General features: G+C 39.8%; 18 protein-coding genes and 1 tRNA gene. 4 read left to right on the top strand and 15 right to left on the bottom strand.

Annotated elements, in window-relative coordinates; all coding sequences use genetic code 11:
* The first annotated feature begins 12 nt into the window (after positions 1-12).
* The 3 genes from DSM08_RS13735 to DSM08_RS13745 all read left to right on the top strand — a co-directional run bounded on the left by DSM08_RS13735 (position 13) and on the right by DSM08_RS13745 (position 3,920).
* Positions 13-1,914 carry a DUF3857 domain-containing protein gene (locus DSM08_RS13735; RefSeq protein WP_187773871.1) on the top strand — a complete coding sequence of 634 codons (1,902 nt, stop codon included), beginning with the start codon at positions 13-15 and terminating at the stop codon, positions 1,912-1,914.
* The gene (locus tag DSM08_RS13740) at positions 1,911-3,815 is read left to right on the top strand and encodes a DUF3857 domain-containing protein (protein WP_149526701.1); all 1,905 of its coding nucleotides are present in this window, start codon (positions 1,911-1,913) and stop codon (positions 3,813-3,815) included. The genes DSM08_RS13735 and DSM08_RS13740 overlap by 4 nt, the downstream gene beginning before the upstream one ends.
* A 31-nt stretch (positions 3,816-3,846) precedes the next feature.
* A tRNA-Ala gene (locus DSM08_RS13745) sits at positions 3,847-3,920 on the top strand.
* A 156-nt stretch (positions 3,921-4,076) separates the two neighbouring features.
* On the opposite strand, the gene istB is transcribed toward DSM08_RS13745, so the two are convergent.
* The 12 genes from istB to ltrA (DSM08_RS13810) form a co-directional block, all read right to left on the bottom strand.
* On the bottom strand, positions 4,077-4,793 hold the full coding sequence (gene istB, locus DSM08_RS13750; RefSeq protein ID WP_149524271.1) for an IS21-like element helper ATPase IstB: 717 nt from the start codon (positions 4,791-4,793) through the stop codon (positions 4,077-4,079).
* 26 nt (positions 4,794-4,819) lie between these two features.
* Positions 4,820-6,349, bottom strand: coding sequence for an IS21 family transposase (istA, locus tag DSM08_RS13755; RefSeq protein WP_246172268.1), 1,530 nt, complete (start codon positions 6,347-6,349; stop codon positions 4,820-4,822).
* A gap of 420 nt (positions 6,350-6,769) precedes the next feature.
* Positions 6,770-7,222 carry a hypothetical protein gene (locus DSM08_RS13760; protein ID WP_149526702.1) on the bottom strand — a complete coding sequence of 151 codons (453 nt, stop codon included), beginning with the start codon at positions 7,220-7,222 and terminating at the stop codon, positions 6,770-6,772.
* 6 nt (positions 7,223-7,228) lie between these two features.
* Positions 7,229-7,708, bottom strand: coding sequence for a Panacea domain-containing protein (locus tag DSM08_RS13765; protein ID WP_187773872.1), 480 nt, complete (start codon positions 7,706-7,708; stop codon positions 7,229-7,231).
* 541 nt (positions 7,709-8,249) lie between these two features.
* Positions 8,250-9,110 carry a DUF7281 domain-containing protein gene (locus DSM08_RS13770; protein WP_149526704.1) on the bottom strand — a complete coding sequence of 287 codons (861 nt, stop codon included), beginning with the start codon at positions 9,108-9,110 and terminating at the stop codon, positions 8,250-8,252.
* Positions 9,100-12,774: an ATP-binding protein gene (locus DSM08_RS13775; RefSeq protein ID WP_149526705.1), complete on the bottom strand. Its 3,675-nt coding sequence runs from the start codon at positions 12,772-12,774 to the stop codon at positions 9,100-9,102. Before DSM08_RS13775 ends, DSM08_RS13770 begins: the two co-directional genes overlap by 11 nt.
* Entirely contained in the window at positions 12,758-13,330 is a 573-nt protein-coding gene (locus DSM08_RS13780) for a condensin complex protein MksE (RefSeq protein WP_149526706.1), read from the bottom strand. The genes DSM08_RS13775 and DSM08_RS13780 overlap by 17 nt, the downstream gene beginning before the upstream one ends.
* A 1-nt stretch (position 13,331) precedes the next feature.
* Complete coding sequence (locus DSM08_RS13785) at positions 13,332-14,531, bottom strand: hypothetical protein (protein WP_246172270.1); 1,200 nt, start codon at positions 14,529-14,531, stop codon at positions 13,332-13,334.
* A gap of 186 nt (positions 14,532-14,717) precedes the next feature.
* Positions 14,718-14,984, bottom strand: coding sequence for a 50S ribosomal protein L27 (gene rpmA, locus DSM08_RS13790; RefSeq protein ID WP_149526707.1), 267 nt, complete (start codon positions 14,982-14,984; stop codon positions 14,718-14,720).
* 43 nt (positions 14,985-15,027) lie between these two features.
* Positions 15,028-15,339, bottom strand: a complete 312-nt coding sequence (rplU, locus tag DSM08_RS13795; RefSeq protein WP_093098124.1) for a 50S ribosomal protein L21 — start codon at positions 15,337-15,339, stop codon at positions 15,028-15,030.
* Positions 15,340-15,883: 544 nt separating this feature from the next.
* Positions 15,884-17,158, bottom strand: a complete 1,275-nt coding sequence (gene ltrA / locus DSM08_RS13805) for a group II intron reverse transcriptase/maturase (protein ID WP_223110815.1) — start codon at positions 17,156-17,158, stop codon at positions 15,884-15,886.
* 291 nt (positions 17,159-17,449) lie between these two features.
* Entirely contained in the window at positions 17,450-18,724 is a 1,275-nt protein-coding gene (ltrA, locus tag DSM08_RS13810; protein WP_246172205.1) for a group II intron reverse transcriptase/maturase, read from the bottom strand.
* A gap of 182 nt (positions 18,725-18,906) precedes the next feature.
* Between ltrA (DSM08_RS13810) and DSM08_RS13815 the strand changes: the two genes are divergently transcribed.
* A complete protein-coding gene (locus DSM08_RS13815) occupies positions 18,907-19,260 on the top strand; it encodes a hypothetical protein (protein WP_149526028.1) in 354 nt (117 codons plus the stop codon).
* Positions 19,261-19,646: 386 nt separating this feature from the next.
* Here DSM08_RS13815 and DSM08_RS13820 read toward each other — a convergent pair whose 3' ends face one another.
* The 3 genes from DSM08_RS13820 to glmM form a co-directional block, all read right to left on the bottom strand.
* On the bottom strand, positions 19,647-20,576 hold the full coding sequence (locus tag DSM08_RS13820) for a hypothetical protein (RefSeq protein WP_149526708.1): 930 nt from the start codon (positions 20,574-20,576) through the stop codon (positions 19,647-19,649).
* Between the two features lie 92 nt (positions 20,577-20,668).
* Positions 20,669-21,244 (bottom strand): hypothetical protein, encoded by a 576-nt coding sequence (locus DSM08_RS13825; protein WP_149526709.1) that lies wholly within the window; start codon positions 21,242-21,244, stop codon positions 20,669-20,671.
* 81 nt (positions 21,245-21,325) lie between these two features.
* Positions 21,326-22,708, bottom strand: a complete 1,383-nt coding sequence (glmM, locus tag DSM08_RS13830; protein WP_149526710.1) for a phosphoglucosamine mutase — start codon at positions 22,706-22,708, stop codon at positions 21,326-21,328.
* Positions 22,709-22,744: the final 36 nt, after the last annotated feature.

Here is a 22,744-nt window from a genome sequence, read left to right on the forward strand (position 1 = left end):
CAAAGTTCGTCTATGCCAAAACTAGACGCTAGCCATTTCACTACCGATCATCAAAGCAAAGACACAGCGGCAAACGCAATTGTGCTTTATGAGTTTGGACGCTCCGAAGTCGAAGTCCTCGAGTCGGAAAGAACCCTCGGTGTGACCCACTATTGCCATGTCCGTATCAAGATCTTGAAAAAAGAAGGTGATAAACATGCCACAATTGAAGTTCCCACCTACAAATACGGAAATGATTTCGAACGTGTTCGAGAAATCAAAGGGACCACTTATAATATGGTGGATGGCCAAATTAAGGCCGACGAGCTAAAAAAGGAGGCTATCTTTACGGAGAAATCCAGTGAATATTTAAACGTCGTAAAATTTACGCTCCCCAATATCCAAGAAAATTCCATTATCGAATACAGTTACCGAGTGACTACTCCAGCGATATGGAATCTAAGATCCTGGTATTTCCAAGATGAGATCCCTAAGCTACATAGCGAATACGTCGCTGTTATCCCGTCCTTATTTGATTATAATGTGACTTTAAAAGGTCATTATGCCATCAGCGATGTCAAATCAGCTAAGCTAAATGAACATTTCTTGCTGAATGGTCAACGACATGATTGTTCTAGAATGACCTATACGATGAAAGACGTGCCGGCATTTAAGGAAGAGGATTTTATGTTAGCCCCTATCAATTATATTTCGGCAATTAACTTCGAATTGCGAACCTTCCATGAGCCTAATGGTGCCATCAAGAACTATACACGAGTTTGGAAAGACGTCGACAGAGACTTGTTGAACGAAAAGGAGTTTGGCGGACAGATTAAGAATAAATCAGTATATGCGAAACTATTGCCTTCGATTATCTCGGCAGACTCTTCGAAACTTTATAATGCGAAGAAAATATACAGCTATATCCAACAGAATATCGTTTGGAACAAAACGCTAGGAAAATATACTGAAAACGGCATTAAAGATGCCCTCGAAAAGAAAAAAGGCAATGTCGCTGACATCAACTTAAGCTTGGTCGCAGCATTGAACACTGCTGATATCGAAGCGTATCCCGTAATAATATCTACGCGAAATAATGGAATGCCCAACATGATACATCCTGTATTATCAGATTTCAATGCGGTCATCGCTGCGGCAGTAATAGATGGAAAGACTTATCTGTTGGATGCCTGCGATAAGACGCTACCATTTGGCTTGCTCTCTCTACGGTCGATCAACGACCGCGGTCGTATCATTTATTCTAAACAAAGTTCCGATTGGATCGAACTGAAAAACGAATCACCATCCAAAAAGACCTTCAACATTTTTGGAGTTGTCTCGCCAGATGGGAAACTCAAAGGGAAAATTGAAAAGTACTATTTCGGTTTGGGAGCATGGGTTCAACGCACTAAAATTGAAGAATTCCCTACTCTTGAGGAATATGAAGAGGATGTTATAGAAAAGAGCCCGAGAATCAAAGTATTAAGCAATAAGGTGAAAAACTTAAAAGAGCTGGATGATGCATTAGTAGAGATAATGGAATTTGAAATGGATTTGCGAGAAAACTTCACCGATAACCAGATTTTGATCAACCCTATATTATTTGAACGTCAGTTGAAGAATCCTTTCAGTTTGACCGAACGTAATTTCCATGTGGATCTAGGTTCTGCACAGAATGAACAATTCAATATCAACATCACATTCCCTGAGGGGTATAAGGTGGAGAGTTCCCCAAAAAATACTGCATATTCCTTGCCGGAAGGAGCCGCCAGATACCAATATCGCTCAACCTTCTCAGATAATATTTTAATGGTTCAACAGATCACCAACTTGAACCATGCCATCTATTCACCCGAAGAGTACTTCCACTTGAAAGAGTTCTTCTCTTTATTGATTCAGCACCAGAATACTGATTTCCTTTTCAAAAAACTATGAGAAAATTAGCCTCTACATTTATAGTCTTACTTCTATTAGCAACGAATGCTACAAAGGCACAGTATGCTGCAAGTTCAATTTCAAAGGAAATGTTGAGTCGTGCTACGGCTACCGTAAGATTGGAAGAGAAAGTACTGGAAATTAAAGCTCCTAACGATGCGATAGAACGAGGAAAAAAAGTTATTACCATACACAACAAAGCTGGTGAAGACTACGCTGAGTTGTACTTCTTTTACGATAAGGTTCGCCAAATCAAGGAAGTGAAGGGTGAAATCCAAGATGAGGATGGCAAAGTTATTCGCAAATTCAGCTTGAAGGATTTTAAAGATTATAGTGCAAGCGGGCAGTCGAATCTTTACGCTGATGATCGCGTCAAGACCTATAGCCCAATGATTCAAAACTTTCCATACACCTTAGTTTATGAATATGAGATTCGTCAGCAGCAGACACTTGGCCTTCCTAGTTGGAGACCCGATTATTCCACCGATGTATCGATAGAAAAAAGTTCCTTTCAGGTTGTTTCGGCACCTGATGTTGCTTTACGCATCAATGAAAGAAACTTAATTAGTCCCGCCGTGATCAAAAAGGAACCGAAGGCTACCAGTTATACCTGGAGCGTGGAGAACCTTCGTGCCGAACGTAGCGAACCCTTCAGCCCTAGCCGCCGTCTGACCGGAATATTGGTGGAGGTAATTCCACAAAATTTCCAATACTTCAAGTATAAAGGCGATTTCAGCGACTGGAAGTCCTATGGACTGTGGGCTAATGAGACATTGATGAAAGATAAGAAAACGCTCTCTCCCGCTACCGTGAGCCAAGTTAAAGCCATGACGGCAAACCTGGCGACACCGCGCGAAAAAGCAAAAGCCTTATATGAATTCATGCAAAAGAAGACGCGTTATATCAGTATACAGGTGGGAATTGGGGGCAATGAACCTTTCCCTGCCGAGCAGGTAGATCGTTTAGGATATGGTGATTGTAAGGCATTAGTGAACTATATGCAGGCCTTATTGGATGTTGTCGAGATACCGTCCTACTATTCCATTGTACAAGCCGGAGAAACGAAAGTAGATTTAGATGAAAACTTTGCCAATCTTGGTGGGAACCACATTATCCTTTGTCTACCTTTTGAAAATGACACGACCTGGCTCGAATGCACAAGTTCAAATGCGCCATTCGGCTATCTAGGAGACTTCACAGACGATCGTCTTGTAGTTGCCTTCACTCCTGAAGGCGGAAAAATTATGCGCACGCAGCGCTTTAATTATGAGCAAAATCTACAACATCGCAAATCGTCACTGAAACTGGATGAAAACGGTAAATTGACAGGAACACTTGAAACCAGATTTGAAGGAACTCAATTGGAAAATCACTTTGCCAATTTTGAAGAAAGCTTAGATAATCAAAAGAAGGCGCTACGTAAGCAATATGATATCGACCGCATCGAATTCACCGATATTAAATATAATCTCGATGAAGATAAATTAGTATTCACAGAAAACCTAAGCATTGAGATTCCTAATTATGCGATTAAGAATGCTAATAATTTAACCATCTATCCGAATGTTTTCAACCGCTCATCAGCCATCACTGAACTGGCAAGACGCATAAACCCGGTTAAGATCACAAGAGGATACACCGACATCGATGAGATTGAAATTGAACTTCCAGAGAATTTGGATAGTAGAATTAAACCTGCGGATATAAAAAAGGAAATTCCAATGGGCTACTACGAAATGTCTATGAAAATGAAAGATGGAAAGTTGGTGTGTTATAGAAAAATTCAAATCAAAGAAGGCGAATACCCGGCAGAAAGCTACGCAGCATTCAGTGAATTCATGAAAGATGCATCTTTCAGCGATTCTTATCGATATATTTTGCCGTTTATCGACAAAAAGTAAAACTAATTTATATCTTTGGTGAACGCCAAAAGGGGGATTAGCTCAGCTGGCTAGAGCGCTTGCCTGGCAGGCAAGAGGCCACCGGTTCGAATCCGGTATTCTCCACAAAGAGTTATTATAAAGCGTTAATTTTCAATAAATTAACGCTTTTTCTCTTTATAGGACCCCTATATGGATATTCTGGTCATGTTGACCCCTTTCTGGCAATATTGACCCCCTGATTTTTGGTTTACAGGATTGCCTACAAATGGCCTGACAATATTACTTCTTTTTTCTTAGACTTTCACCTTTAAGTTCGATCCGGTGGGATGTGTGAACTATCCTATCCAGAATAGCATCCGATAATGTATCATCCCCAATCACAGCATGCCAACTGGCCACAGGTAATTGGCTTGCAATGATTGTTGAACATTTGGCATGTCTGTCCTCTATGATTTCCATCAGGTCAATCCTTTGCTGTTGGTCGAGGTTTACCAGGCCGAAGTCATCCATTATAAGCAGTTCTACCTTGGAGAGTTTCATAAGAAGCTTGTGGATCGATCCATCCAACCTGGCCATTTTTGTTCTCAAAAGCAATTTTTGCATACTGAAGTAAGCGACTCTCTTACCTTGGGCACAAGCCCTGAGCCCCAGAGCAGACGCCATGAAAGATTTTCCGCAGCCTGTTGCACCAACGATAATGATCGGCTCGGCCCTTTCGATATATTGGCCTGTGGCCAAGTCCATCAATTGGATCTTGTCGATCCCCCTGGATGGATCCATATTGATCTCTTCAATAGAGGCCTGGTAACGGAAGGCTGCATTCTTCTTTAACCTCTCGAACCGCAGTTCGAAGCGACTGTCAGATTCGGCCTGCAGCAACAGGGTAAGGCCTTCTTCCAGAGCCAGTTTTCCGATCTGCCGTGTTTCTTTCATCGCTTTCCATTGACGCTCCATTCCATGGAAGCGGAGCGTGTTCAATTGTTGTTCTACATTCATCTGTTTCTAAGTTTTATAGTTCATTTTTATGAGTAATAGGATGCTCCCCTGATATTTTCATGTTGTGGCAATTGCTTGTTATCCGCCCGCTCTTGCTGTTGCTCCACCATTCCGTTTTCCAATATTCTTTGTAGGAACTTATAGGACAGCATGTCGTTCCTTAAGGCAATTTCACATGCTTTGAAGAATGTTTCCCCATAGCTACGGTGCAGCCTAAAGAGTCCTTCGCACGTTCTGTAGAGTTGTTCCGGATATCGGTCACTTTGTCCAAAGACCCGAACGACCAGTAAGTGAAAGTCCGAATGGATATCCAGAGCGCGCTTGATATAATAATCTGGCGAACGGGTGCCATACTGCTGGTGCTTGGAAGCAAGATGTTCGGGATGCGTCGAGTATTTGTTGGCAACAAAACTCCTGCTGTGCAGGGCTACCTGTACGTTCTCAATATAGATGTGGACTAAACGCTCAGTATAGACCACTAGGGCCTGTTTGCCAATATGGACATAAGGAACGCTATAGGAATGCCTGTCCCTTTTGAGATGTACATGTCCATTGGTTCCCACTTTGAGGGTCGTATAATATTTCATCGAAAAGCGGTCCCGAGGAAGTGGTCTGAGACTGGACAGCTCGTTGCTGAGAAACCGTTCCTGACGGCAATAGTTCCTGTCCTGCATTCTGGTCTGGTTCAATCTCTCGATACACTCTCCGATAGCAAGGTTGAGTGAGGGGAGATCAAAGAACTGCCTGTTGCGTAACCGGGCAAATACCTGGGTATAGATGATCTTCACATGGTTCTCTACGGCACTTTTATCCCGGGGCCTGGCAGGTCTTGCAGGCACTACGACCGTATCATAATGGTTTGCCAGATCTTCCATGGACCTGTTGATCTCTGGTTCATACCGATCGGTTCGTATGACGGCTGACTTGAGGTTGTCCGGGACAATCGCTCTAGGGACCCCTCCAAGAAACTGCAGGCAGCAGTCCAGTGCATAGAGAAAATCGGGGGATCGCTGACTGGGAACGGCCATGGCAAAACAATAGTTGGAATATGGTAGGCACGCAACAAATATCTCGCATAAAATGATTTCACCAGTCTCATGGTCGATGTAACCCAGCTTCTTGCCGGAGAAATCGATGAAAAGCTTGTCACCGGGTTCGTGGTCCAGTATCATGCTTCCATCGCGACGTGAGACCAGTAATTGCTTTAGATGGAAACAGAACTGGGCATAGCTATATCCCTGTGGATGAGCTACTAAATACTCTTCCCACAAAAGTCTCCGGTTTACACCTATTCGTGATAGTTCTTTTTCAAAATAAGGAAGCCTTTCTTTTAGATACTCGAAACGCTCGTCCCGATAGGCGGGGTTCCCTGATCTGAGCATCCGCTCAAGAACTGGATCTTCCAACTCCAGTATCCTTTCCAGAGATAGATTCAGGTCCGTTACCTTCTTTAGATAGGACTTTACCGTATTCTTGCTGATGGATAGATGACGGGCTATTGTTTTAATGGGATAATTCTCCCTGTGCAATCGTATTAACTGTTTGATCTGACTCATGGGTCTTGATTTACCGGCCATTGGAATATATCGATTAGGTCTAGCCCAAATAAACCAAAAAACAGAAACCCATGAAAAATGAGTGCAAAAGGGGTCAACATCGTCCAGAATAAAATGACCATATCTCGAAAGAGGGGTCAGCTTGCTCCAGAATAAATTGTTCAAACCCTTATTTGAGGGGTCAATATCCGCCAGAATGCCATGCTTTAACAGCCTCTAAATGCAGATGGTGATTTCTTTTTTGTCCAGATTGCTGGGGTCAGCTTACTCCAGAATATCCACCCTATAACCTTATTCTTTCGTTTAGACTAAAGACCAAGAATAGCTCGGCCCCCTAAAATTATTGAATAATGTTTGAGATTATGTGGTTACTTAGAGATGAAAGTAGATAATTGCGTACAACTTCGAGATCGGCGCTATTTATATTAACGAGTATCTCAACTTTTCCTTTTTAGAGATTAATCTACTGTTCACTAATTTATCGTGAACCTTCAATAGAACATCTGGAGCAACATTCCCTAGTAACCTCTTCGGATCGCGAACTAAAAAATCTACAATTTCTTGAATTACCTTATTATGAATTTGAGTACAATCAATGAAACTATCGTATTCTAAAAACTGATGTCGCTCAACATCAATAGGAATATGTTGCGATCTAAGGAATTTGTTTCTGTTAACATTTTCATTAATTTCAGAATTTATAATGACTAATCCACAATTTCCCTCAATTATATTATCATTAGCGAAATAAATCGCAAACTTTTTGTGATTTATATTGAAATTAGGAATTTCAACCAAAATCGCAGCCCCTAAATCTATTCTTTTGAAATGATCTTCTTTAAAATTTTTCGGAAATAAGTCTCCTAGACTCATTGAAAACTAAGAAAATGAGATATGATCATTAAGGATCTGTTCCTTAATAAATGCTTTCATATCGTTATCAGCGCCACCTTCCTCCGCAATTTTCTCATAGGAGATATCCCAATCGCTAGATTCGTAAGCATATGCATGAGAAATTTTCGTTAACTCTTCAAAGGTGTAATGTCCGAAGTTATCGATTGCTAAATTAAGACATTCAATTTCACTCTCAGAAAGATCATCCATATCAGCTTTTTGATCGGACGAGATTATATAACCAGACCTAGAGAAAATGTCTCTAAAGTCGTCATTTTCATTCCTTAACACAAAATTCGAGAATGATGGAACCGGACCATAAGGTAGTTTAATGTACGTATCGCCTGTAATAGGGAATCCGTATTTTACTAAATGATCCCTATCAGCAAAATACATTAATTTCATCAGCTTATGGATGTCCGATGGAATTCCAATATTAGTCAGTGATTCGATAATATAAAGCATTGAATTTATAGCTTTACTCCTATCAATTTTAAAGCTCATACTTTGCTGAATTTTTTAGTTTTGTTAAAAGTAATGACATTTTCTTCACAGCAACGGTTTAATTTCATCGGTGAAGCAATAGTCAACTCCCCTTGCTTGTGCAATTAATTAAAATTAATACCTCGACACCTATCAAACTTAGGAAATAGTTTTTCCAAAGCAAAGGAAAAAATGAAACGTACAAGATACAATTTAGTTCTCCAACAAATCGAAAAATCACACTATCGTGTTTGTTTAAATTGGATAGAATGCTGTTTCTAAATAACTAGAGCGATCGTGAACGACGCTTGAAGCTAACACCAACTAAAACGAAATAAATGGTTAAACTTCAGAATTCGAATGCAATAGCGTTCATACATTTTTGATTATCCTATCAAAATGTGTAACAAATTGATAAACTGTAGCACTTTCTGAAAATCTCCTATACAGAACATGGAGGATTTGACCGCATATATTATCGCGATTTGCAGATTATATCAGCAGAACCCATATAGAAATAAATTTAAACGAGGTCAATAAGCACCTCTTGTTCCAATCCCTTTTTATAAAGCTGAATTAGTCTGATAAGATCAATTACCCCAGTTTCTTTTATTTCACCTACATCAACATTTAGATTTTGTCTATCGTATAGTGCCTTGCTACCATAGCTTGAAAGCAGCAATTCCAAATTATCCGGGATAAAGAATTTAGCACGCTCACCCAGCTCCCGTTTATATTCGTTTATATAAATATTGATCCCAGCATAATCAAAATCGCCATAGTGCAGGTAATTGTTTGGAATACTTTGAAGCCACTTTAATAAATCCTTACTCTGATTTTGAGGATAGCGACTTACGAAAAGTACTGACATTCCTTCGAATAGAAACTGCTGATGTGCTATACGACTAAAATTTTCAGAATTTTCAACGTTGACAATTACCACTTCGGTCGCGGGAATGAATGTTTCATAATTGTGGATAAATTGAAAAGTACCAGAAATTGGATGAATGATAATTTCCTTATTATCCAACATGGCACGGATCGGCATAAAACTGTTAACGAGAAACCCTTTAAAAGTTCTAACCGGAATAAGTTTAGAATCTGATGAGCACCTCGTAAGTTCAGCTCTGGAAGATCCACTTCGTTTTAAAACCGTTGCATACGATTCAATATCTTGTATCGAAAAATGATTCCGTAGGAAACCTTTCAGTGCATCAACATCAGCCACATATAGCATACTTCTGTTCCGTCCAATTCTTTGATCAATGATAATACCCTCAATTATTAAATCAGAGACAAGTCTCGAGCGCATGGAACTGGCCGGCAAACGTTCTCCCTTCGCCAAACGCACCAATTTATCTGCAAGCGCTTTACTAATTTCCATGTGTTTGATTGTTAGTAATCAATCGCTTTACAATCGTAGTATGTTTTTTATCCTTACTCAACAGATAGGTATGTTTATAATCGATAGCACTATAGGAGGTCGGCGAACTATTTATTAATACAATATTGCGGTCGTTGGCAAACTTCAGAATTCCTTTTACATTATTAGGATGCAATTTTCCAATTTCGTCCATCATACAATGCAACCTGAAATCCTTAAATTTTCTAGATGCATTTTCTTTAAATACATTCAGCAACATAATATTGATCATTGCCTTGACCAGTACATCGGTCCCTTCAGAACCTACATTTGTCAGCTTCTCAACCCAACCGCTATCATTGTCGTTTTCGACTATCTTAAACTGCAGTTCGAAAGTATCAGAAAGAGATACCTCACTCTGCTTAGATGCGGCAATCTCCTGTGCGAAGCTCTTGAGATACATCACAGCTTTTTTATTATTCTGAGCCGTATCTTCATTGCTAAATAAGTTTGCTTTACCAAGGCTCAATGCATATTCATCGTTAAAAACACGTAGCTCTTGCAAAAGAGTTACAATCTTACTTGCGCTATTTGTCATCCTAAGCTCAATTCCTTTTATTACCCCAGCGAAATTGCGCTCGACAAAATCACGATTAATATCATTGATAACTTTATTAATAATCGCTTCTTTAGACACTAACTCTGTGGTCTCTTTTCCTATCTGAGAAATCAAACTTCCAAAGAGTTCATTTGTCCGCCGCTCGTATTCCTCAATTTTATTCTCTTCGAGAAACTCGCTAAGGTTGTCAGCAAAACGACGATATTCCACGTCATCCACGAGAATAGTTTCAAATCCGAAAATATTTCCTGTAGAGAAATTACTCAAAAACCGATTTATATTCCCACGTAAATCAGTCATACGTGCTGTTGATTCATTTATTTTTTCATGAATAGATGCTATGATTTTAGTCAAACGAATTGATACAGGATTATCCTTCTCAATGATAGGCACATCGGATAACATACTAAGATAGAGATCCGTTTTGGTAAAGTTTTCGAATGCCTCTAAGTCTTCCAAGGTTTCGCGCCGTTCGAGCTCCAAGGCAGCAATAGCAGTTCTCAGGTCGCTAATCCTTTCCTGTAGCTTAGTCTTTGCAAACATATGCCGCTCCTGTTCACCCGACAGTTTTACTTCTGCGAGCTTTTTCTTTTCCTTAAATTCATCAACACGATCAAATAACTCACGTTTGTCTTTATTGTATTCCGCCAGCTTATCTCTGTTTACTTCGATATAGTTTAACTCCTGTTCAATACTAGCAAGTTCAACATCTATAGCTGCTATGCGTACTACATCTGCACCATCATTTTCCAAATCCCTTTTCTGCTGTCCTTCAATACGCTCTTTTCGTCTTTGGATCCTATTCTTCTCTTCGGCAATAGTAACATTTATTGAATCTAGTGTAGCAACTAACGTTTGATCTACTTCCAAAATTTTATGATCTCTTTCCCGCTTTTTCTCATCCAAACGCTTATCAATATTTTTTTGCACTACTAGTAATTGCTCTTCTGCAATCGCCTTTTCTTCTGAAGCGTTAATTATTGCCGTTTTTAGTTTCTCAAGTTCTGTCTTCTGTGTTTCTTGGGCTTTTCTTATCCATTCATCACGATTTACAACAGCTTTATCAAGCTCCCCATTTATTTTTGTTTCATTATAATCTCCAACGGAGATCAAATCCTTCAATACCTTTATCTGCGTTTGATATATTTTTTTAATCTTACCCATTTCTTTAAAGTTCTTTTCTGTAATAGCGGCAAGTTTGGCCTGTAATAACTCAATATCTTCCTTACTTTTTCGGATATCCAGTTCATAATCTGCAATGGTTTTGACATTATATTCTACCTGTGAAAGGTCAAGCTCCACACCATATAGCAGATTTCCCTGTACCGAAACACTTCTTGGCGTAAGTCCCGAATTGAACAGTATCGATTGCTCATTTATCACTTTTCCAATATTCTCTTCCCATCCAGGTTTATTTTCGTTGAGCCATCCAAAGAATGAATTACTACTGTCGGCTAATATTGTCGTGCATTTTTCAATTTTTCGATTTTCCGAAATTATTAATTCTTCAAGATTAGTTTTTTTTGAATCAAAATCAAGTTCTACCGTCTTTTCGTCGAGTCCCCAACTTTTTTGAAGCGATTCAATCTGCTTCCGATTACTTACTCTCTCATTTCTAATCACAACCAGTTCTTGCCTACCTTTTGCAATTATCTGTTCTTCAGTTTTCAATTCGTCTTCAAACCAGCGCTTGAACTCAGCAGCTTTTCTTTGCAATTCAAATTGATGTAGGGATTGTGTTTTTTCTACCACTTTCATCTCGGCATTGTGTTTAATATCTGCTTGTTCAAGTACAATGTCGGCCGAAATCTTTTCATACTGCTTTCTAATCGTATCCTTTCTTAAGTAAGAATCTGACTTTAGATTATTTCCTTCCTTGTTTTTTTCATTGACAAATTGATCTAGTTGATTATTCAGCTGCTGCTGCAAAGCAGTATATTTATCCATAATTTCCTGATAACGGAAAGAAAGTAAATTACGTTCAGAATGCAGATTATTCTTTTTATTTTCCCATAGAGCCTTTTTAGATATCCGATCAATAATACTTGTTATATCCATCAATTGATACTCTTGATTCTTGCGTCTTGCGTCCGAAATCTTGCCGGCCATCAACGTAATCTCCTTATTGATATTATCTTTTCTCTCCTGAAACTTCTCATCCGAATCTTTTAGTTTATTTTCGATAGCAACATATTTTGCTTGCTGCTGATCAAGCCGCTTGACTAACAATGGATGCATTTGCTCAAGAGACCTATGTGTGTTGATTAACGATTGAATAAGTTGCCTCTTTTCGATAGATAGAAACCCCACTATCTTATGCAGCGATGAAATCTTTGCAGCCAGCTCACGAACAACAATTTCTCCTGACTTATTTTGCTCTGACCATTTACCTATATCTGCCAGTTGTTGTTCGAAATTTCTAAGATGTAGCGAATATTGATCCAAGTCTATTCTTACGTCCTCTTCACTCAGCGACATTATTATCGTCTGTTTTATAAACTCTGCCTCAAGTTTCGAGTTTAGAAAGACATTTTGAATAGTACGCGGTAAATTCAGATACGATTTACTCTCAATTAGAGCATATTTTCGGAATGTAGATGGTAACCCTTTATTATTTCCATAAATTATGTCTCGATATTCTTCGTAACGTTCAACCTTTCGGCTGTAGAATAGATTTTGAGGAAAGGTGTTTCTAATCTGTTCCCAAACCATTGCTTTAAAACCCGAACCTATCAAATTTTCCTTATTATAGGCAGCGTCAATAAATCGAAATGCCGCCCGACCTTGAGATTTATAGACAATTACACAAAAAGGTCCCGTCTCAGTAATCACCTCATAAACAATGAATGAGTTAGCATGTGGCAAATAATAGTCATCGAAAGAACGTTTGCCCTTTTCGATACCTAGTCTTATTTTATCCGCATTGTAAAAAAACAAAATTGCCCTTAAACATGTACTCTTGCCGACACCCTGTGTTCCTATAAAATGAACATTCCCCGAAAGACCTATCTCGGCATATGCAATACTCGCACTATTTATAAATACTACTTTATTCAGGTATCTCATACTGTATCTCCTCAGGTATATTAATCGCCAGAACTAACTTTTCCAAGTAGGCGAACGATGCCAACGCTTTATATTCTTGAGATATATCATTTTCGAGTTCGATAAAATTATCCCGTTCTAATAAGTCAAGTATTTTCGCAACTATTTCTGAATGCTTGTCCTTGCCGGACGTATATTTTTTCAGGCTTTCAAGTTTACCCTTGAGATCCGCATCCACACCTAATCTAGCCAATATATCGGCCATCCTAAAACGAATACCTGCGCAAAAACCATTATCGAAAGTTTTTAGAAAGTCCAATATATCGATCCATTTCATCGCTATTTCGAGCTTTCTCTCTAGTTCGACCCTGTTTTCCGATCGAACAAAATGGTAATACTCATCACCTTCTTCGAGGATCATATTGATCCCAAGAAAATAGTCATAGTAGGCATCGAAGTCTTCGTTTATTGCTAAATAGAGTTTTCGAATGTTGTCTTTGGTACTATTTGAACAAATGAATTGGCCCTTATTCAAAATCTCAAATACATTGGCAGAATGTTTGGGTATTATACTCATATTAAGCAGGATATATCATTAAATATTCGGTTTCATGTTTAATCTTATATTCATCCGTAAGCCTGAAATAAATATCAAACTGGGAAACCAACTGACAGTATAAAGTCAACCTCTCTTCAAAATTAATCTCCATACCAAAATCATAAGCTTGTAGAAAATCAAAAAGATTGTTGCTACCAGCTAAAAAGCTATTTTTCACTTCTTCTAAATTGACCTGAGGAAGGTGCTCCGATTCTGAATACAAATATTCACTAAGATCGGTTTCCGCAACAGATTGCTTTATTCTACTACCAAATCTTTTTAGTGCATGAACTTTTTTAACCAATTCCAAAGTTGCATCATCATTCTGGAGCTGTTCAATAGAAAGTTTAAGGGAATAAGACGGATTCGGCTCAAAAAGCAGGGAGTTTTCTGTTCGGAGTATTTCGAGAATATCGGTTTTTGAACGTAGTTCAAATTGATCCTTTAGATATTTAAGTTGACGAATCTTCTCCACCATTAAATTTTGCGCACGAAGTCTATTTAAGTACTCTATGATCTGCTTCTGATTTTCTATAAGATTATGTCGACAAGAATTGAGTTGACTCTTTAAGAACAAAATAATCTGCTGCAGCTCTTCATCTATGGCCACTTTAAAAAAAGTTTGTTCCTTATCTCCTGAGATTAAAGCATCTGCAAGGTTTATCAGGGTCGAGATGTCGTTGCGCTTAACATCTAGGTGTTCTAGTTTGGACTTCTTTATTTTATAGTTAGGTTCATTTTTGAATGTATTATCAATATTCCTTTTCAAATCAACGACATTCCGAATGGCAATAAGCCCTATTTTCCGAAGCGCATTCTTTATCTGCCGAAGATAGTTATAGCGGCGTGTTTCACTATTTTCCTGCAGGTAATAGACAATATTTTGATGTATAGACTGTAGATTCTCATTGATGAAAAATACATTGATCTCTTCGTTTACTTCCAATATTTGCTCAAAGAACTGTAAAAACTGATCATCCAGCTCCAAAAATGCCCCATTCTGCCGTAGGACATTAAATTCTAGAAGAATGTGAAGTTTATCCTCATCAAAGTCCACTACTTCAAGCGCATCGTTGTATCTATAAGAAAGCAGCTTTCGCTTTTCGAATATCTCGCTAATGAGTTTCTGCTCACGGGATAATGTACCCAATAGTTGCTTGATAGAAGAAAATGCTTTCAATTGTCGTTAATTCTAAATATTAAACAATCTATGAAAATAAAAATCTTTTTGAGATTCACATCATTCTTTCGAAAATAAACAATTTAGATTAAAACACTAATTTGGGAAACAGGCATCCAGCATATAAGTCCAAAAAAAAGAGGCTAACACATTGTGTTAGCCTCTTTTTTTGGATCTTAAGATATCTTAGTTGTTTTCTTCTGTAGGTAATACAGAAACATAAGATTTGTTGTTAGCTTTTTTGCGGAAAACTACTGTACCGTCGATCAAAGCGTATAATGTATGGTCTTTACCGATACCTACGTTAGAATCTGGGTTATGTTGAGTACCACGTTGGCGAACGATGATATTTCCAGCGATTGCTTGTTGACCACCAAAAATCTTGATACCTAATCTCTTACTATGTGACTCACGGCCGTTCTTGGAACTACCCGCACCTTTTTTGTGTGCCATTTCTTTATTCTAATTTATGACTTACGTCAGATTAAAAATTCAATTATAAACTGATACCAGTAATCTGGATTTTAGTGAATTGTTGACGGTGACCGTTTTTCTTTTTGTAGCCTTTACGACGTTTTTTCTTGAAAACGATTACTTTTTCACCTTTTAAATGAGACAAAATCGTAGCTGAAACTTTAGCACCTGAGATACTTGGCGTACCAACAGTAAATTTACCACCGTCCTCTGCTAACAATACATTGTCAAATTCAATACTAGCGCCTTCATCTCCTTGTAAACGGTGTACAAAAAGGTATTGGTCTTTAGCAACTTTAAATTGCTGTCCTGCTATATTTACTATTGCGTACATTGTTATGAATTAATTGTTATTATTTAATGAGTGGCAAAGATAGAATATATTTCTTATTCAAACAAACTTATTTTGATATCTTTAATGCATAGCGCATAACTATGTTGAACAAAATAATCAAAAACCAATATTTCCACGCCATTGTGATGCCCGTAGCACACAACGAAATATTCTGGAGGTAGAGAAAAAACGCGCAGAAAGGGGTTAAAATAAAACGATAGACCTAGATAAAATAACATTCTTTCATTAAACCAAGTATACCCATATCAAACCCTATTCAGAAGGGTTTTGATTTGGGTATGTATTGGGTTTGTATTGGGTTTACATTGGGATTAAGTGATTCTAATCTAGACCTTAGATTATCGATTGGAGACATTCAATAGCTAAGGAATTCAATACAAAAGTTTTATGTCTCAATTGAAACATAAACTTCTTGATGACCGTATAACCCATACATTTTCACAATCGAGTAGGAAGATAGGGATTATTTCCCTATCTGTCCTCTCACACCACCCGGCATACGGATCCGTACCAAGGCGGTTTGTTAGAATAACGTCGTTTGACGCGTTGTTCTCCAGTAATAGTAGTCTGCAAATCCTTCGTAACCTAGTTTAGTAAAGTATGAGTTTGTTAGCGTTGTTTGAACGATAGGACTTGTCCCTGTCCGAGTATAGGATTTACGGGTGTTCGCGTGTTGGTAGGCAAGCCAGCGTTGGGCTCCCAGTTTCATTAAGTTCCGAATTCGATTACCTGTGGTCTTCCATTGTTTCCAAAGCAGAACACGCAAGCGTCTTCGCACTAGTTTATCTAGTGCTACCATCACCTTCTTATTCGTTGCTATACGAAAGTAATCCACCCAGCCGTGAGTAATTTGCCGTAGTTTAGTCAGTCGCTCGTGCATAGGAGTAACTGTATTACGTCGAGTATTTTGACGTAACTTCTCTCGGATTCGTTCGATACTCTTTGCAGAGATACGAATCTGCCAATCTCCTTGAGTTTTGAAGAAACTAAAGCCGAGTAAACTACTTTGGGAAGGTTTGCTTACCTTACTCTTTTCACGGTTCACTTTCAGCTTTAGTGTAGATTCGATGTAACTGGTGATGTTGCGCATAATACGAGTGGCGGATTTATTGCTCTTCGTGTAGATACTACAGTCATCCGCATAACGTACAAATCGATGTCCACGGGAGCTGAGTTCCGTATCCAGTTCGTTCAGGATGATGTTTGACAAAAGTGGACTTAAAGGACTGCCCTGTGGTGTGCCCTTGGTTCGCTTTTGTTCAAGACCATGATCCATAATCCCACAACGAAGGTATTTCCCGATCAGGGCTAGGACTCGACGATCCGTAATCTTCTTGCTCAAAAGGTGCATCAGTTTGTCGTGGTTCACTTGATCGAAGAATTGTTCCAAATCAAGTTCAACGACCCACGTGTAGCCCAAGTTCAGATACTCTTGCGCTTTACTGACGGCCTGATGAGCATTACGATTCGCACGGAAGCCGTAGCTGTTATCGTGAAAATCACCCTCATACTTTAACCCAAGCCATTGGGAAATGCTTTGCTGAATAACTCGGTCGATGACCGTGGGGATACCCAGCATACGCTTGCCGCCACTTGCTTTGGGAATCTCTACTTTCCGAACAGCTTGTGGGAGGTAAGTGCCAGAGAGAATATCCGATCGAAGGGTTTTCCAATTCGTATTGAGGTAGTCACGAAGGTTATCGATCTGCATACCATCAATTCCGCTGGCACCTCCATTAGAGATGACACGATCAACTGCGTGTTTGACATTTCGGATGTGTAATATCTCTTCCAGCATAGTATTACTAAAAAAAATTCCTCAGGCATTGTGTCCATTGGTTGCACAACTAGGCTAAGCTCCTCTTACATTCTACTATCGGTTTCCGACCTACCCTCATGTAAGCAGTTCTCTTAAGTGGTTCGGCTTTTAGCGCTTCGTCATAAACTTCTTGGTTCCTTTGCCATTCTAACATTCAGACCTTCCCCTGTAGAAAATAGAGAAACAGGGTACTAGTCGAGTAGATAAGGACATTTCAGTCCAAACCTCTCACAGAACCGTGCGTAAAGATCTCCCTTTACACGGCTCTTATTATCCAACCGACAACTTTATCCCTATATACCAGTGTTCAAACAGATGCGGACTTCTTTCGGAAATCTCTGACATCCATTTTATGGCTCTGACTTTTCGGTTCCGTAGCCTTTTATATTTCCGCATAGCCCATCTTACCAGTAACCTGTTCATGTGCTGAAGTACTTTGTGTAGCTCTGTTTTGTAGAAAGCTCCGTAGTAATTGATCCATCCTCTGAGGACTGGATTTATATACCGGGACAACGTTTCTAAGTCACTGCCTCCTCTTCTGTGCAATTGCCATGTCCGCATCTTTTCTCGTATGGAAACTTTAGCTTTATTGCTGACTGCAGGAAGAAAACTGGTAAAGTTCAATCCCTGTTTGGTCTGAGCTTTTCGTCTTTTGAACGTATACCCTAGAAAGTCGAAGGCAATTATGGGATAGGATTTCTGTCGTTCTTTTCTGCCACAATACACGATCTTGGTTTTCTCTGGATGCAGTTCAAGTCCACAGGCTTTTAGTCTGTGTTCTAATGCTTTCTTCAGTTCCACTGTTTGTATTTCTGTTTTACAGTGTATCACACTATCATCAGCATATCGTTCAAACGGACAGTCCGGATAGTTAATTCGTAACCATTCATCCATACAGTAGTGTAAAAAGAGGTTAGCGAGCAGCGGACTGATAACTGCTCCTTGCGGCGTCCCTTTTGATCTCTCTGTAAGAATCCCATTGGATTGCTGTACCGGTGTTTTAAGCCACCTTTCAATATACAGCAAGATCCATGGGCAATCTGTGTGCTTACGAACTGCTCTCATAAGCAGCTCGTGTGGTATGTTGTCGAAGAAACCTTTGATATCAAGATCCAGAACCCAATCATACTTCCAACATCGCTCTCTAGCTGTTCCCACCGCCTCCTTTGCACTTTTGTTGGGGCGATAGCCATAAGAGTCCTTATGAAATATCTTATCCAACTTTGGTTCCAGAAACAGTGTGACCACCGTTTGAGCAATGCGATCTGTTATCGTGGGTACTCCAAGTGGACGTGTCCCCCCTCCTTTCTTGGGAATTTCTACTAGTAGAACTGGCATGGGCATATAGCTGCCAGAACTCATCCGATTCCATAGTCGATAGAGGTGTTTCCAGCTATCTGCTTTGAAATCCTCTAAGCTCATGCCATCTACTCCAGCACTACCACGGTTTTGTTGTACCCGCTGGTAGGCTTCCAGTACTATGGACTGAGAAATAATAAATGGTTTTGTCTTAATCATTCCTGTACCTCCTATGGTTTGTACCATAGTTTTCTTTGTGATAAGAACTGGATAATACACCCCCTTCGCTCCATCTCCATTACAGAGACTTCATCACTACTACGAGATGTTCCGCCCGTGTGCTTCGCATCGGTACTTTTGCTCTTGTGGGGCTACCACTTGAGGGTTTCCCTTAACATCGAAACGACACGTTCTCACGTTCCGCCTAAATGCCTATAATAGCTTCACGCCATCTTTACGCCGGATATCACGGAAGCAGTAATCAGGTTTCCCTTCCATTTGTCCCAGAGCAAGGTCAAGACTCTGGTTTCGATATCATCTATTCAGCTTTCGACGCTTCATCGATGGTTCTCTTTCGTTCGTCTCTCTATTACATACCTGACATCTTTAACTATGCCTTTTCCTTTATCGCTTCTCACCAGATCTCTTTAACCCAGCAACATAAAGGTGGTTTGAAGCCTGCGCCTGAACGTCGACTTCGAGGGGCCTACCCTCATCATTTAAACAGCACCAAAGCAATATCATGCTTTGTTCGTGACACACTGTCCTCTGCTGACTTCTGACTAAAGCATACTAGCATCATTATTCTGCTATATGTTTCTTCGCGGGCATTCGCGTATACCTTTGACAGAGTTTAGTCAGATCTCCCCAGGTAAGAACAATAACTTTCACCTCATATATCCGCTACATTTACCATAGTGTTTCCGTACAGTTTGGGGCTTTGGCTTGTTTTGCAGCCTCACCCAACACTTGCGGCCTTGTATGTAGTTTCTGTTCGTCGGACCGAGGTTTTGCCTCAGACTTCCTTCAGATTCCACCTCGCGGTGGACACCCTTGTCCTAAGCTAACACTTCCCACTGTAAAGGCGTGTTCGGGACTTACACCCTAGAGTTATTGCCCATGCTGGGCACACAAAAAAAAGCTGCCTTTTAAGGGGCAGCTTCATGCTTTAATTTAATATTGTATGTGGGCTTAATGGTACCTTTTGTTTCCAGATTCCTTTTACTGGAAATTGATGACCAGATGAAGAGTTCTTTATGGTAAATGTATATTCGCAAGTTCTTTCCAAGTATTCCATTTCTCCGCTGACCTGCACCGTGGAATTCGGAGCAATCTTAATTTCCTCCTTGCTACTTTCTTTCACAAAATCTTCTAGCGTAGTTCCTTTTTTGTAAACGACCCGACCATCCCAGCGAACTGATCCGTCGACAATGAGTTGATCCATCGAAATCAGGGAGTCTGCTGCTCCGATCCAATCGAAGGCTCCGTAATCTTCACTCGTAAATTCTGAACTATATTTTACGCCCTCAAAGATCGCTGTAATATCGAAGCTCTTTTCCAAATCGGTATCATTTTTAACGGTCACCGTGCTACAACCTTCTGTGCTGCTATAGACCTTTCTACTTCCTTCAACTTCCTGTATATCCTTTTTTACAATCTCATAGCTTTCCCCTCGCGATTGGATATAGGTGATCTCGTCCTGCTTATTGTCAGACACTAATCCCACAACAAACTTGCGGGGATGGTCGCTAAAGTTTTCCAAAAGCGAAACAATGAGTTTGTTATCTGCCGTCTTCTCCATTTTTAACCAACCACTTTCCAGCTCCATAATTCCGGCCTCCGATAACTTAAAGGGCTCCCCTGCTTTATTGTTTAAAGGCTCGCCTGTTATTCCATCTTTTACATAAGTGATCGACCAATTATCAGCTTTGATCGGCACCTCTTGGTTCGTAAAGCCGGTATTGATTTTCTGTTCCGACAAACTAGGATCAACAAGCTGATGATTCGCGTCGAAATCGTCTTTCGCGCAAGAACTCAGCGAATACAAGGAAATAGATAACAAAGTAATTCTAAATAGTGAGGAGATTTTATTCGTCATTTTATGTTTAAAATACGTTGATGTTCCTTACATGAACGTATTTTATCCATTTTTCTTGTAAATGATGAAAACTTTACGAAAACTTAACAGAATTACGGCTTCCACAGAATCTCACCGTAGGTATAGATTTTTTTGTCGATTTGGTTATAGTCTTCGTCGTATTGCGGCACATAAACTACGTAATAAATCGACCGCTTTATCTGCTTGACCGAGTAGTTTTCATCTTGATCCGCATCATAGAAATTCTCTATTGAACGTTCTGCAGTCCATTCCTTCCTTGTTCCTTGCGGGTGTTTATCAAAGCGATGTTCTTGCAGCGAGCTGTAGAACCAATAGCTCGGCGCTTCATTGGACAACATAATCGTTTTATCCTCGTTGAAAAGTCCTTCTGCCATTCCTGTATTCTCGAACCACATCACTTCCATATCCGCCTCGCCAATCGCGGAGCGATAGACGTCCTCGTCGCTTGTAAAAGCAATACAAAAAGATTCTAACCCTTTAACGTGGAACATTAATTTAAAAGGTGACTTTCTCAACGTCAAACTATGATTTACAGAAGCGACTAACTTGTAGTCCTGTTTCGCTTTGATGCTAACGGATTGTTGTGCGATTGCGTATGAACAAATCGAGCACAGCGAAAATAGCATGAAGAAGTTCTTGAATTTCATAGTGTAAAAAAAGAAAAATCCCCCAACAGAAAAAATAGCTGTTTTGGGGGATTTATATAAAAGGGATGTATAGCCTTTTAATTAGCCAACAATCTCTTGAATTTCGTTCATGATTTTCTGAGCAATCGCTTCCGCTGCTTCAGGTGTATGTCCTTCCGAATAGATACGAATAATAGGTTCTGTATTGGATTTACGAAGGTGAACCCATTCATTCTCGAAATCTATTTTCAAACCGTCAATCGTAGAGTGTTCCTCATGTGCGTATTTCTCTTGCATCTTCGCTAATAGATTATCGATATCTAACCCTGGTGTAAGGGTGATTTTGTTCTTCGACATGAAATATTGAGGAAGTTCTGCACGGTACTCTGAAGCCTTCTTCCCTAACTTCGCTAAATGCGTTAAAAATAAGGCAACACCTACTAATGCATCGCGACCGTAGTGAGAAGCTGGATAGATTACTCCACCGTTACCTTCGCCACCCATCACAGCATCAACTTCCTTCATTTTTGTTACCACATTCACCTCGCCTACTGCAGCAGCAAAGTATTCACCGCCGTGCTTCAAGGTTACATCACGCAAGGCGCGAGTTGAGGAGAGATTGGATACGGTATTTCCCTTTTTATGAGTTAAGATGAAATCCGAAACAGCCACTAAAGTGTATTCTTCACCAAATAGTTCGCCATCCTCCATCATAAATACTAAGCGATCAACATCCGGATCTACTGCGATTCCTAAGTCAGCTTTATTGTCTAATACTGCTTTCGAAAGATCGGTCAAATGCTCTTTTAAAGGTTCAGGATTGTGAGGGAATAAACCATTTGGCTCGCAGTGGATCTTATAAACCGTCTCCACCCCTAAGGCCTTAAGAAGCTCAGGAATAAAAACTCCACCTGTACTATTAACAGCGTCTACCGCAACTTTAAAGTTTGCTTGCTTAATTGCTTCCACATCAACAAATTCCAACGCTAGCACATCATCAATATGTCTTTGCAAGAATGTGTCATCCTTAGTAACCTTGCCCAAGTCCTCTACCTGTGCGAAATCAAAGTCAAGGCTCTCTCCTAATTCGAGAACTTCCTTACCCTTCGCATCATCGATAAATTCGCCTTTGTTATTCAATAATTTTAAGGCATTCCACTGTCCTGGATTATGCGATGCTGTCAGGATAATCCCTCCTGCTGCTTGCAATTTAGGAACAGCAATCTCTACCGTTGGTGTTGTTGAAAGCCCTAAATCGATTACATCGATACCAATGCTTTGCAACGTTCCGATAACTAAGTTAGACACCATTTCGCCCGATACACGAGCATCGCGTCCAACAACGATTGTTTTGTTTTCAGCACCTTCCGTAACAATTTTACCGTATGCAGCTGTGAATTTCACAATGTCAACCGGGGTTAAGTTGTCACCAGGTCGTCCTCCAATTGTTCCGCGGATTCCAGAAATAGATTTTATTAATGCCATAGATGTTCAAATTGATATAATGGCGGTAAATTTAAA

Source organism: Sphingobacterium hotanense, assembly GCF_008274825.1.
Taxonomy (GTDB): Bacteria; Bacteroidota; Bacteroidia; order Sphingobacteriales; family Sphingobacteriaceae; genus Sphingobacterium; species Sphingobacterium hotanense.

Coding starts and splice junctions, on each gene's coding strand:
- ltrA (WP_246172205.1), bottom strand. CDS start 18,724: ATGGTACAAACCATAGGAGGTACAGGAATGATTAAGACAAAACCATTT.
- rplU (WP_093098124.1), bottom strand. CDS start 15,339: ATGTACGCAATAGTAAATATAGCAGGACAGCAATTTAAAGTTGCTAAA.
- DSM08_RS13820 (WP_149526708.1), bottom strand. CDS start 20,576: ATGACGAATAAAATCTCCTCACTATTTAGAATTACTTTGTTATCTATT.
- DSM08_RS13780 (WP_149526706.1), bottom strand. CDS start 13,330: ATGAGTATAATACCCAAACATTCTGCCAATGTATTTGAGATTTTGAAT.
- istB (WP_149524271.1), bottom strand. CDS start 4,793: ATGAATGTAGAACAACAATTGAACACGCTCCGCTTCCATGGAATGGAG.
- DSM08_RS13760 (WP_149526702.1), bottom strand. CDS start 7,222: ATGAGTCTAGGAGACTTATTTCCGAAAAATTTTAAAGAAGATCATTTC.
- rpmA (WP_149526707.1), bottom strand. CDS start 14,984: ATGGCACACAAAAAAGGTGCGGGTAGTTCCAAGAACGGCCGTGAGTCA.
- DSM08_RS13765 (WP_187773872.1), bottom strand. CDS start 7,708: ATGCTTTATATTATCGAATCACTGACTAATATTGGAATTCCATCGGAC.
- DSM08_RS13815 (WP_149526028.1), top strand. CDS start 18,907: ATGCCTATAATAGCTTCACGCCATCTTTACGCCGGATATCACGGAAGC.
- ltrA (WP_223110815.1), bottom strand. CDS start 17,158: ATGCTGGAAGAGATATTACACATCCGAAATGTCAAACACGCAGTTGAT.
- glmM (WP_149526710.1), bottom strand. CDS start 22,708: ATGGCATTAATAAAATCTATTTCTGGAATCCGCGGAACAATTGGAGGA.
- DSM08_RS13770 (WP_149526704.1), bottom strand. CDS start 9,110: ATGGAAATTAGTAAAGCGCTTGCAGATAAATTGGTGCGTTTGGCGAAG.
- DSM08_RS13825 (WP_149526709.1), bottom strand. CDS start 21,244: ATGAAATTCAAGAACTTCTTCATGCTATTTTCGCTGTGCTCGATTTGT.
- DSM08_RS13740 (WP_149526701.1), top strand. CDS start 1,911: ATGAGAAAATTAGCCTCTACATTTATAGTCTTACTTCTATTAGCAACG.
- istA (WP_246172268.1), bottom strand. CDS start 6,349: ATGAGTCAGATCAAACAGTTAATACGATTGCACAGGGAGAATTATCCC.
- DSM08_RS13735 (WP_187773871.1), top strand. CDS start 13: ATGCCAAAACTAGACGCTAGCCATTTCACTACCGATCATCAAAGCAAA.
- DSM08_RS13775 (WP_149526705.1), bottom strand. CDS start 12,774: ATGAGATACCTGAATAAAGTAGTATTTATAAATAGTGCGAGTATTGCA.